A 10,550-nucleotide genomic window follows, 5' to 3' on the forward strand; every position below is an offset into this window, starting at 1 on the left:
GTACGCGGTGGCGGCGTTGACGGTGTCCGGGTCGAAGTGCCCGGCGATGGCCTCCTGCACGGCGATCTTCGCCCGGATCACCGGCCTGCGGTAGGTCTTCTCCCGGTAGACGGCCCTGTCCATCTTCCTCGGCCGCGTGGCGTAGCGGCGCCGCGCCCAGAGCGAGTGCGGGCGGCCGAGGCGGATGGCCGAGACGACCAGCAGCGGGGCGACGAACAGCCCCACCAGGCCGCTCCACACCTTGCCCTTGGCCAGCGTGATCACCGCCAGCAGCAGCTGCAGCAGGAAGAACGCGATGGTCAGGACGACCTCCTCGATGCCGGCCCCCGAGAGCTGGTCGAAGTCGCCCTGGAACCCGAGGGGGTGGATGCCGAGCAGGAAGAAGCAGGTGATCGTGAACGCGACGAACACGGCGTCGATCGAGGAGCGGCCCTCCTGCGTCCAGTAGACGTCCGACAGGTGCAGCAGCAGCGCCCACTCGTCGAGCACCAGGGCGGCGCCGACGCCGAAGACGCTCGCCAGGATGATGTTCGGGACCGGGGTGTCGTAGGAGGCCACCGCGATCAGCGCGAACCCCGAGATCAGCATCATGACCAGGCCGAACACCATGTGGTGGATGTGCGTCCCGCCCGGTGTCACGTTCCCGGGCCACCACGTGACCTGCGCCCGGATCATCCGCACGGAGAACCGGATGAACAGGAACGCCACGAGGAACGCGCAGAGGAAGCAGAACAGCGGCAGCCGCCCCGTGTCGACGATCGTCTCGGAGAACCACCGGCCCATGTGCAGTGACTACTCCAGGCGGGCCGCGGAGTCCAGACAACTAGGCTGCCAGCCGTGTCCTTCCAGCCGCCGCCGCCGCACCCGTCGGGAGCCCGGCCCCCGGTGATCCCGGCGGAGCTGGTCCCGAACCACGTCGCGCTCGTCATGGACGGCAACGGCCGCTGGGCCAACGCCCGCGGCCTGCCCCGCGTCGAGGGGCACCGGCGCGGCGAGGCCTCGCTGATGGACGTCGCGCGTGGGTGCATCGACATCGGCGTGAAGTGGTTGTCCGCCTACGCCTTCTCCACGGAGAACTGGAAGCGCAGCCCCGACGAGGTGCGGTTCCTGATGGGCTTCAACCGGGACGTCATCCGCCGCCGGGTGGACGAGATGCACAGCATGGGGGTGCGGGTCCGGTGGGCGGGCCGTCGGCCCCGGCTCTGGCGGTCGGTGATCAAGGAGCTCGAGGTCGCCGAGGAGAAGACGCGACACAACGACGTGCTCACGCTCACCATGTGCGTGAACTACGGCGGCCGGGCCGAGATCGCCGACGCGGTGCGGCAGATCGCTCGCCTCGTGCAGGACGGCAGGATCAAGCCGGACAAGATCGACGAGCGCACCATCGCGAGGTACCTCGACGAGCCGGACATGCCGGACGTCGACCTGTTCGTCCGGTCCTCGGGCGAGCAGCGGACGTCGAACTTCCTGTTGTGGCAGTCCGCGTATGCCGAGATGGTCTTCCTCGACACGCTGTTCCCGGACTTCGACCGCAGGCACATCTGGGAGGCGATCGAGATCTACGCACGCAGGGACCGCAGGTTCGGTGGGGCCGTCGACCAGGCAGGTGCCCAGTGAGCCTGGAGATCGCCCGGAAGGCGTTGGAGCGCTACCACGACGTGGAGGTGGACGCGGACGGCGCGCTCACCTTCGCCCACGGCGGTGTGCTCTGTGTGGTGCAGGGGATCGAGCTGGAGGAGGGCCTGCCCGTCCTCAACCTGACCTGCGTGGTGGCCTGGGACCTGACCGACGAGGACATCCCCGCCCGGGTGGCGCTCGGGGTGGGGGAGGGACTCTTCGGGACCCCGCGGGTGATCCAGGGGGAGAAGGGCTGGGACGTCACGCTCCGGTACGCCTTCCCCTCGGCCGGCCTCGACGAGGGCCCGATGGGGACGCTGCTGATGCTGGTGGTCAGCAGCGCGTCGAGCATGCGCGCGGAGCTCGTCGGGTAGGGCTCGCGCCGGATGCCTACCCGACCGGCTCCTCGCTGAGGTGGACGAGGGGGAGCTCCGCGAGCTGGGCGGGTGTCATCAGCCGCGCCGCCTCCAGGACCGTCGCCTGGGTCTCCTGCATCCGGCCGTCGACCAGGCCGGACAGCGCGTAGGCGAGCCGACCGAGCACCCGGACCGTGGTGTCGTCGACCGGCGGGCGCGGGGCCGAGACGACCGCGACCCCCGTCGGGTGCCCGTCGTTCGACTGCGCGATCCCGATGGTGAAGGCCTCGCGCGGGTTCACGTGCCGGGACGCGTAGTGGTCCCGCAGCGTCGGGAAGGTCTTGTGGAACTGCACGACCTCCTCCTCGAGCTCGAGGGACTCCACGTCCGCGTCGGTCACGACCTTGGCGCGGCCGGAGAAGCAGCGGACGTACCCGACGAGCGCGCCGGTCCACAGCGCCTCGACGACCGCGGCGTCCGGCCGCGGCACGGTGAGCTGCGAGACGAGGTGCTCGCAGCACCGCAGCACGTACTGGAGGTCCTCGAACACCGCGGAGAGCTGCGCGAGCTTCCCGGACTCGGGGGTGTCGAGCCTGCGTACGGCACCGGGTGTGGTGGGGTCCTCGGTCATGGGCAGGCCTTCCCGCGTCGCTGGGGGGGTGGGCGGGCGCTCGGGGTCGGGCGCTGCTGAAGGAGGACGGTAACGCGCGTCACGTCCGCGGGGAATCTCGATCTGAGACGCTCCGAGGGGCACAATGCAGGTGCATCAGCGGGGCAGCGGTGCCCCGTGAGAGGAGTGTTGGATGGACATCACGGGAGCGTCGGCGATCGTCACGGGCGGTGCCTCCGGGCTCGGCGAGGCGACCGCGCGGCTGTTGGCGGAGCGCGGGGCGAAGGTCGTCGTGCTGGACCTGGCGGAGGAGCGCGGCGAGAAGGTCGCGGCCGAGATCGGCGGGGTGTTCGCCAAGGCCGACGTCGCCGACGAGGCGCAGGTCAAGGCGGCCGTCGAGGCGGCGTCGGAGCTGGGTCCGCTGCGGGTCCTGGTCAACAGCGCGGGCCTGGGCAAGGCGGCCCGCGTGATCGGCCGTGACCTCGAGCCGGTCCCGCTGGAGACCTTCGAGTTCGTGATCCGCGTCAACCTGACGGGGACCTACAACTGCACCCGGCTGGCGGCGTCGGCCATGGCGAGGACCGAGCCGCTCGCGGACGGGACCTCGCGCGGGGCGATCCTCAACACGGCGTCGGCCGCGGCGTTCGACGGCCAGATCGGGCAGACGCCGTACTCGGCGTCGAAGGGCGGGGTGGTGGGCCTGACGCTGCCGCTGGCGCGCGACCTGGCCCGACACGGGATCCGGGTGAACACCATCGCGCCCGGGCTGATCGACACCCCGATCTACGGCTCGGGGGAGAAGGCCGAGGCGTTCAAGGCGGCGCTGGGCCAGAGCGTGGTCTACCCGAACCGGCTCGGCAAGGCCGAGGAGTACGCGAGCATGGCCGTCGAGGTGCTCACGAACGACTACATGAACGGCGAGACCATCCGGCTCGACGGCGCGATCCGGATGCCCCCGAAGTCGTGACGTCCCGGGTCCCCGGGTGCGCGGCCCGGGGGCCCTGCTCAGGTGCAGGCCCGGCAGACTCCGAAGATCTCCACGGTGTGGCTGATCTCGCTGAAGCCGTGCTTCTCCGCGACCTCCTGCGCCCAGGACTCCACCATCGGCGCGTCGATCTCCTCGGCGGCGCCGCACCGGCGGCACACCACGTGGTGGTGGTGCGCGCTGGACTCGCACCGGCGGTAGACGGCCTCGCCGCCCGCGCTGCGCAGCACGTCGACCTCGCCGCCGTCGGCCAGGGTCTGCAGGGTGCGGTAGACCGTCGTCAGGCCGATGCCCTCGCCCTGGCGGCGCAGCTCCTCGTGGATCTCCTGGGCGGACCGGAAGTCCGCGAGCCGGTCGAGCAGGTCCGACACGGCGGCCCGCTGCTTCGTGGCTCGCAGGGCCCGTGGCGCGGTCATGCGTCCTCCTGAACGTGCGCCACCGCGTCGACGACGATGTGCGCGAGATGGTCGTCGACCAGGGTGTACAGCACCTCCCGGCCCTTCCGCTCGCCCTCCACGACCCCGGCCGACTTGAGCACCCGCAGGTGCTGGCTGATCAGCGGCTGGGTGACGCCGAGGGCGTCGACGAGGTCGTGCACGCAGCGCGGCGACTCCCGCAGCTGCAGCACGATGGCGATCCGAACGGGTGCGGCGAGCGCGCGCAGCAGGTCGCCTGCGGCGGTGAGGGTGCGCGGCGGCAGCAGGGGCGGGGGCTCGACGGGGCACAACGCCCCCGCGTGGTCGTGCGCGGTCGCGGGCATGCGCCCATGATAGTGGTTTTCATCTAGGGGAGGGCGGAACCCGGTCGCGGGCGGTCGATACGCTGACATGCACCGCCCCGCATCCGGCGGGGATCCCGTTCCGCACGCACAGGAGTACCTCGTGGCCGCCAAAGCCAGTTCCGCCAAGATCGAGAAGATCGTCGCGCTCGCCAAGCGCCGCGGATTCGTCTTCGCGTCGGGCGAGATCTACGGCGGTACCCGGTCCGCGTGGGACTACGGGCCCCTGGGCGTGGAGCTCAAGGAGAACGTCAAGCGGCAGTGGTGGAAGACGATGGTCACCGCCCGGGAGGACGTCGTCGGGCTGGACTCGTCGGTGATCCTGCCGCGCCAGGTCTGGGTCGCCTCCGGCCACGTCGGCGTGTTCAACGACCCGCTGGTCGAGTGCCTGTCCTGTCACAAGCGGTTCCGCGCGGACCAGCTGGCGGAGGAGTACGTCGAGCGCACGGGCAAGAGCGCCACGGAGGACGACCTGTCCGACGTCCCCTGCCCGAACTGCGGCACCCGCGGCCAGTACACCGCGCCGCAGGACTTCAACATGATGCTCGAGACCCACCTCGGCCCGGTGAAGACGGACGAGGGGCTGGCCTACCTGCGCCCGGAGACCGCGCAGGGCATCTTCGTGAACTTCCTCAACGTGCAGACGACCGCGCGCAAGAAGCCGCCGTTCGGCATCGGCCAGATGGGCAAGAGCTTCCGCAACGAGATCACCCCCGGCAACTTCATCTTCCGCACGCGCGAGTTCGAGCAGATGGAGATGGAGTACTTCGTCGAGCCGGGGACGGACGAGGAGATCCACCAGTACTGGATCGACGAGCGCACCCGCTGGTACACCGACCTGGGCATCGCCCCGGAGCACCTGCGGCACTTCGAGCACCCCAAGGAGAAGCTCTCCCACTACTCGAAGCGCACCGTCGACATCGAGTACAAGTTCGACTTCACGGGTCAGGAGTGGGGCGAGCTGGAGGGCATCGCCAACCGCACGGACTTCGACCTCACCACGCACTCCAACCACTCCGGTGTGGACCTGTCGTTCTACGACCAGAACACCAAGGAGCGGTACCGGCCGTACGTCATCGAGCCCGCCGCCGGTGTGGGGCGCTCGATGATGGCCTTCCTCATCGAGGCCTACCACGAGGAGGAGGCCCCGAACGCCAAGGGCGGCACGGACACCCGCGTCCTGCTCAAGCTCGACCGACGCCTCGCGCCGGTGAAGGCCGCCGTGCTCCCGTTGTCCCGCAACGCCGACCTCTCGCCCAAGGCGCGCGACCTCGCCACCCTGCTGCGCAAGCACTGGAACGTCGAGTTCGACGACGCCGGCGCCATCGGCCGCCGCTACCGCCGCCAGGACGAGATCGGCACCCCGTTCTGCATCACCGTGGACTTCGACACCCTCACCGACGACGCGGTGACCATCCGGGAGCGGGACACCATGAGCCAGGAGCGCATCCCGCTCGCAGAGGTGGAGCAGTACCTGGGAGCACGCCTCCTGGGTTGCTAGACCCTTCACGACCGACGACCCAGCCCCCGATGCCGGCGCGGCGAAGGATGCGGAGCAGGCGCCGTCCTCCAGTTCTGCGGCGGTGTCGAGCACGGTGCGTGCCCGCCCGGTGAGGGCGATCCCGCGAAGCGAGTGCCGGTCAAGTGGGTCGACGGGCCTGCGGTGGATCCGCACTCCGGGGCGCGGCCGACCGGCGATGTTCCGCGGCGCGGTGACGTCGACGACCGGCGCCTACACGATGATCTTGCTAGAGGCTTAGGGAGAGGCGTAGGCCCTGGTTCAGGGCCTGGGTGGCGGTGGGGTGGAGGGTGCCGATCCGCTGCTCCAGCAGGTCTCTGTCCACGGTCAGCAGCTGGCTCACGTTGATCACGCTCGCGCGGTCGAGGCCGGTCGTCTCCGGGGAGAGGGAGACGTTGCCGGGGGCTGCGGCGAGGCGTTGGTTCGAGGTCACCGCCGCGACCACCACGGTGCGGAGGCGGGAGCGGTTGAAGCGGTCCGAGGAGACCACGACCACGGGTCGTCGGTAGGCGGGGGCGGAGCCGCGGGGTTCGCCGAGGTCGGCCCACCACAGCTCACCGCGGCGGCCGGGGAGCGGCTCGGTGCTCCTGGTCCGGGGCGGGCTCACCGCGCGGGTGGACCGGTCGTCGGCGCGCTCACCACTCCCAAGCGCCCGCATCGATCAACGCCCGACCCGCGGCCGCACCGGCGCCGGGCTCCTGGGAGGCGACGAGCTCGTCCAGCGCCGCGGTGACGGGATCCTCGCCCTGGTCCTCGAGGAACTGCTCCAGCGCACGCGCGTACACCTGGGACCGGCTCAACCCGAGCCGCGCGGCGACCTCGTCGGCGCGCGCATAGAGCTCGTCCGGCAGGGATACGGCGATTTTCACGCCGTCGAGTATAACCGGTATAACTCAGCCTCGGTACGCCACCAGCCGCAGCCCGAGGTCGGCCTCGGTCGCCTGCAGGGCGGCGAGCTGGTCCGCGGTCAGGTGCGCGTACGGGGACTCCGGCTCGTACGCCACCAGGGGCCCGCCGAGGGTCTCCTCCAGCGAGCGGATCCGGGCGAGAGCGGACTCGTCGAGCGCGGCGGGGCGCAGGTCCGGTGCGGTCACAGGGGCCTCCCAGAAGCAGTCGAGCTGTCGTGGAAGCGACCAGGGTAGGGCGCGACCGCACCGGCCGCGCGGCGGTTCGCCCGATCAGGCGGGGAGCAGCCGGTCGACGACGTCCTGCATCGTGACGATCCCCAGGAGCGAGCCCGCGCTGGTGACGAGGGCCAGTTGGCCGCGCTTCTCCCGCATCGTGCCCAGCGCGGCGAACACCGGGGTGTCGGCGTCGAAGGACAGGACCTCACGCAGCAGGTCGCGCGCCGTGGTGTCCGCCGAGCGGCCCAGCGTGTCCCGGACGTGCACGAACCCGATCACCTCGGAACCGGAGCGCACGACGAGCCGCAGGTGCCCGGACGAGCGCGACACCGCGCGGATGGCCTCGACGTCGTCGGTCGCGGAGACCCCGGCCGGGTCCCCGTGCACGAGCGACGAGATCGGGGCCCGGTCCAGCTCCAGCGCGGTGACGAGCCGGCCGCGCCGCTCCCGATCCAGGGCACCGGCCCGCGCGGAGTGGTCGACCAGCTGACGCAGGTCGTCCGGGTTGCGCCCGGAGGCCATCTCGTCCACCGGTTCGACGCCGACCCGGCGCAGGCACCAGTTCGCCATCCCGTTGAGCGACACCAGGATCGGGCGGGTGACGAACATGAACGCGCGCATCGGCAGCGCCAGCAGGGTCGCAGAGCGCTCCGGGTGCGCGATGGCCCAGGACTTCGGCGCCATCTCGCCCACCACGAGGTGGACGAACGTCACGACCACCAGCGACAGCACGAACGACACGATGCCGGCGGCGCCCGCGGGCAGCCCCCACCCGACGAACACGGGCTCGAGCGCGTAGTCGACCGCAGGCTTGGCCACCGCACCGAGGCCCAGCGTGCACAGGGTGATGCCGAGCTGCGACCCCGCCAGCAGCAGGGAGATGTCCTTGGCGCTGCGCAGCGCCGCCCGGGCGGCGGCGGAGCTGTCCGCCTTCTCCTCCAGCCGGTACTTCCGGGCCGCGACCAGCGCGAACTCCACGGCGACGAAGAAGGCCGACAGCGCGACCAGCCCGATCGACACGACGATCGTCAGGGCATTCACGACTGCTCCTCCAGGGCCATCGAGGGGGCGACCGGGCGGATCCGGACCTGTTCCGGGACCCGCCGTTCGACGGCGAGGACCTCGATCTCGACGACCTTGGCGGGCTCGTCCTCCTCCGCCCCCACCTCGCGGGCGAGCGTGACGCGCAGGGTGTCGCCGGGCTCGGGCAGCCGCTGCAGCTCGGCGATCACCAGCCCGCCGATGGTCTGGTACTCGCCCTCGGGGAGGTCGGCCCCGAGCAGCCTGCCGACCTCGTCGACGTGCAGGGTGCCGGAGACCGTCCAGCCGTTCGCGGCGTCGAGGGTCCGGTCGGCGAGGGCCGGGTCGTGCTCGTCGGTGATCTCGCCGACGAGCTCCTCGGCGATGTCCTCCAGCGTGATCACGCCGGCGAGCCCGCCGTACTCGTCGAGCACGCAGGCGAACTCGTCGTCCGCCTCGCGCAGCGCCGCGACCACCGCGGGCAGCGGCAGGGACGCGGGCACCACGACGGCCTGCCGCATCACCTCGGACACCCGCAGCCCCGCGACGTCGCCGGAGAGGGCGAGCAGGTCCCGCAGGCAGATCACGCCCACGACCTCCTCGCCGGTCTCGTCCAGCACGGGGTAGCGCGAGTGACCCGCGGCCATCGCGTCGGTCAGGTCCGGGATGAGCAGGTCGGACTTCACCGACGTCACCCGCGGGCGGGGGATCATCGCGGCCCGCGCGGGCCGGTCGGAGAAGTCGAGGACGCGGTCCAACATGGTCGAGAGGTCGGGCCGCAGGTCGCCGCTCTCCCGGGACTCGTCGATGATCGACTCGAGGTCGCGCGGGGTGGCCGCGTGCTCGACGTCGTGCACCGGCTCGATCCGCAGGGCCTTGAGCAGCAGGTTGGAGGCGGCGTCGAACACCGTGACGAGCCAGCCGAAGACGGCCAGGTACATCGTGGTGGGGACGGCCAGCCAGCGGGCGACGGGCTCGGGGCGGGCGATCGCGAGGTTCTTCGGGAACAGCTCCCCGAAGACCATCTGGACGACGGTCGACACGAGCAGGGCGAGCACGGTGCCGAGCGCGACCGCCCAGCCCGCGCCGCCGAGCAGCTCGCCGACGCCCTCGCCGATCAGCGGCTCGGCCACGTACCCGACCAGCAGGCCGGTCACGGTGATGCCGAGCTGTGCGCCCGAGAGCATGAAGGAGGTGCGGCGGGTGACGGACAGGGCGCGCTCGGCACCCTTGTCCCCCTCGGCCGCGCGGGCCTTGAGCCGCGAGCGGTCCACCGCCATGTAGGCGAACTCCTGGGCGACGAAGAAGCCGGTCAACGCGGTGATCGCGACGACGACGAGCACGCCGAGGAGGATTCCGAGAATGGTCACCGGCGAGAAGTCCGTCCGTGCGGGACGGTGCCGGTACTACAGGAGGGGTCCATGGCTCCGGGGGGTGCGAGGTAAGTCCGTTTCCGGGTCAACGCAGATGATGCCGTGTCGGTTCCCGCGGTGCACCCTGACATCCGTCACGGCTGCGTCGTGACGCCCGATCCGGGGACGCGTCTCACCCGGCGAGCACAGTGGAGGTCATGGTGACGCCGACCGTGCTCCCGATGGCGGGCACCGCCTACGACCCGACCCGGATGAACCGGCGCCGGTGGTTCGTGATGTCCGGCGGCTGGACGCTCGTGCTCGTGCCCTGGGTGGTCACCGCCCTGACCGCGGACCACGGCCCGGCCCGGCGGCTGCTGCTCGCCCTGACCGTCGTGGCCTACGGCGCCACGTACGTCTTCGGGCTGTTCGAGGCCATGGTCCACCGGCGGCTGTGGTCGTCGGCGGCGGTGTTCGCGGCGCTGCTCGCGCTCTGGTCGGTGATGGCCTTCGGCCTGCAGGCGGGCAGCGGCGTGCTCTACACGGTCTGTTTCACGATCGTCTCGTCCTTCGCGCTCTTCCCCCGGCTCCCCGGCACGGTGGGGGCGGTGGCCGTGCTGGGGTACGCGCTCGTCGTCGGGTTCCTGGTCGAGGGTGGGGTGGCGCTCGGTGACCTGCTCGGGCTCGCCGCGGTCACCGTGGCGATGTTCGGGATGTTCGGCCTGATCAGGGTGAACAGCCAGCTGCGGGAGGCACGCGAGGAGCTGGCTCGCCTCGCCGTCACCGAGGAGCGCGAGCGCATCGCCCGCGACCTGCACGACGTGCTCGGCCACAGCCTCACCACCATCACCGTGAAGGCCGCGCTGGCGCGCAGGCTGCTGGAGTCCGGCGAGGGGGAGCGGGCCGCGGCGGAGGTCGCGGACGTCGAGCGGCTCGGCAGGCAGGCCCTGGCCGACGTCCGCTCGACCGTGGCCGCGAACCGTGTCGCCTCGCTCGCCGCGGAGATCGCCGGGATGCGGGAGGCACTGCGGGCCGCGGGGATCGAGGCCGACCTGCCCGCGGCCGTCGACGACGTCCCGGAGGACCGCCGCCAGGTCTTCGCCTACGTCCTGCGGGAGGGGGTCACCAACGTGATCCGGCACAGCGGGGCGGGTCGCTGCACCGTCCGGCTGGGCCCGGCCTCCATCGA

14 protein-coding genes are annotated in these 10,550 nt (G+C 71.5%); 5 read left to right on the forward strand and 9 right to left on the reverse strand.

The features are described 5' to 3' along the window. Nucleotides 1–783 (reverse strand): hypothetical protein (locus H5J29_RS09340; protein WP_220187171.1); only part of this gene is annotated, 783 nt, incomplete at its 3' end. A 54-nt stretch (nucleotides 784–837) separates the two neighbouring features. On the opposite strand from H5J29_RS09340, the gene H5J29_RS09345 reads away from it, so the two are divergent. Both H5J29_RS09345 and H5J29_RS09350 read left to right on the forward strand, forming a co-directional pair. Continuing rightward, the gene (locus H5J29_RS09345) at nucleotides 838–1,617 is read left to right on the forward strand and encodes an isoprenyl transferase (RefSeq protein WP_181780527.1); all 780 of its coding nucleotides are present in this window, start codon (nucleotides 838–840) and stop codon (nucleotides 1,615–1,617) included. Then, a complete protein-coding gene (locus H5J29_RS09350; RefSeq protein WP_181780528.1) occupies nucleotides 1,614–1,991 on the forward strand; it encodes a hypothetical protein in 378 nt (125 codons plus the stop codon). Before H5J29_RS09345 ends, H5J29_RS09350 begins: the two co-directional genes overlap by 4 nt. 16 nt (nucleotides 1,992–2,007) lie before the next feature. On the opposite strand, the gene H5J29_RS09355 is transcribed toward H5J29_RS09350, so the two are convergent. Then, complete coding sequence (locus H5J29_RS09355; protein ID WP_181780529.1) at nucleotides 2,008–2,604, reverse strand: hypothetical protein; 597 nt, start codon at nucleotides 2,602–2,604, stop codon at nucleotides 2,008–2,010. 172 nt (nucleotides 2,605–2,776) lie between these two features. On the opposite strand from H5J29_RS09355, the gene H5J29_RS09360 reads away from it, so the two are divergent. Next, nucleotides 2,777–3,550, forward strand: a complete 774-nt coding sequence (locus H5J29_RS09360) for an SDR family NAD(P)-dependent oxidoreductase (protein WP_181780530.1) — start codon at nucleotides 2,777–2,779, stop codon at nucleotides 3,548–3,550. A 38-nt stretch (nucleotides 3,551–3,588) separates the two neighbouring features. Here H5J29_RS09360 and H5J29_RS09365 read toward each other — a convergent pair whose 3' ends face one another. Next, nucleotides 3,589–3,984, reverse strand: coding sequence for a Fur family transcriptional regulator (locus tag H5J29_RS09365; protein ID WP_181780531.1), 396 nt, complete (start codon nucleotides 3,982–3,984; stop codon nucleotides 3,589–3,591). Beyond that, nucleotides 3,981–4,328 (reverse strand): ArsR/SmtB family transcription factor, encoded by a 348-nt coding sequence (locus tag H5J29_RS09370; protein ID WP_220187172.1) that lies wholly within the window; start codon nucleotides 4,326–4,328, stop codon nucleotides 3,981–3,983. Before H5J29_RS09370 ends, H5J29_RS09365 begins: the two co-directional genes overlap by 4 nt. Nucleotides 4,329–4,449: 121 nt before the next feature. Here H5J29_RS09370 and H5J29_RS09375 point away from each other — a divergent pair, with 121 nt between their 5' ends. Continuing rightward, nucleotides 4,450–5,847, forward strand: a complete 1,398-nt coding sequence (locus H5J29_RS09375; protein ID WP_181780532.1) for a glycine--tRNA ligase — start codon at nucleotides 4,450–4,452, stop codon at nucleotides 5,845–5,847. A 247-nt stretch (nucleotides 5,848–6,094) separates the two neighbouring features. On the opposite strand, the gene H5J29_RS09380 is transcribed toward H5J29_RS09375, so the two are convergent. From H5J29_RS09380 to H5J29_RS36180, 5 genes are all read right to left on the reverse strand, one after another. Continuing rightward, a complete protein-coding gene (locus H5J29_RS09380) occupies nucleotides 6,095–6,472 on the reverse strand; it encodes a type II toxin-antitoxin system PemK/MazF family toxin (protein WP_220187174.1) in 378 nt (125 codons plus the stop codon). 28 nt (nucleotides 6,473–6,500) lie between these two features. Continuing rightward, a complete protein-coding gene (locus H5J29_RS09385; RefSeq protein ID WP_181780534.1) occupies nucleotides 6,501–6,734 on the reverse strand; it encodes a CopG family ribbon-helix-helix protein in 234 nt (77 codons plus the stop codon). 24 nt (nucleotides 6,735–6,758) lie between these two features. Next, a complete protein-coding gene (locus tag H5J29_RS09390; RefSeq protein WP_181780535.1) occupies nucleotides 6,759–6,959 on the reverse strand; it encodes a hypothetical protein in 201 nt (66 codons plus the stop codon). 84 nt (nucleotides 6,960–7,043) lie between these two features. Continuing rightward, a complete protein-coding gene (locus H5J29_RS09395) occupies nucleotides 7,044–8,030 on the reverse strand; it encodes a CNNM domain-containing protein (RefSeq protein WP_181780536.1) in 987 nt (328 codons plus the stop codon). Next, nucleotides 8,027–9,379, reverse strand: coding sequence for a hemolysin family protein (locus tag H5J29_RS36180; protein ID WP_181780537.1), 1,353 nt, complete (start codon nucleotides 9,377–9,379; stop codon nucleotides 8,027–8,029). The genes H5J29_RS09395 and H5J29_RS36180 overlap by 4 nt, the downstream gene beginning before the upstream one ends. A gap of 200 nt (nucleotides 9,380–9,579) precedes the next feature. Between H5J29_RS36180 and H5J29_RS09405 the strand changes: the two genes are divergently transcribed. Next, nucleotides 9,580–10,550: sensor histidine kinase (locus H5J29_RS09405; protein WP_181780538.1), on the forward strand; the 971-nt coding region annotated here is incomplete at its 3' end.

Source organism: Pseudonocardia pini (genome assembly GCF_013870575.1).
GTDB lineage: Bacteria > Actinomycetota > Actinomycetes > Mycobacteriales > Pseudonocardiaceae > Pseudonocardia > Pseudonocardia pini.

Bases quoted from the DNA above. Each gene is read 5' to 3' on its own strand.
- H5J29_RS09355 (WP_181780529.1), bottom strand. From the start codon at position 2,604: ATGACCGAGGACCCCACCACACCCGGTGCCGTACGCAGGCTCGACACC.
- H5J29_RS09360 (WP_181780530.1), top strand. From the start codon at position 2,777: ATGGACATCACGGGAGCGTCGGCGATCGTCACGGGCGGTGCCTCCGGG.
- H5J29_RS09365 (WP_181780531.1), bottom strand. From the start codon at position 3,984: ATGACCGCGCCACGGGCCCTGCGAGCCACGAAGCAGCGGGCCGCCGTG.
- H5J29_RS09370 (WP_220187172.1), bottom strand. From the start codon at position 4,328: ATGCCCGCGACCGCGCACGACCACGCGGGGGCGTTGTGCCCCGTCGAG.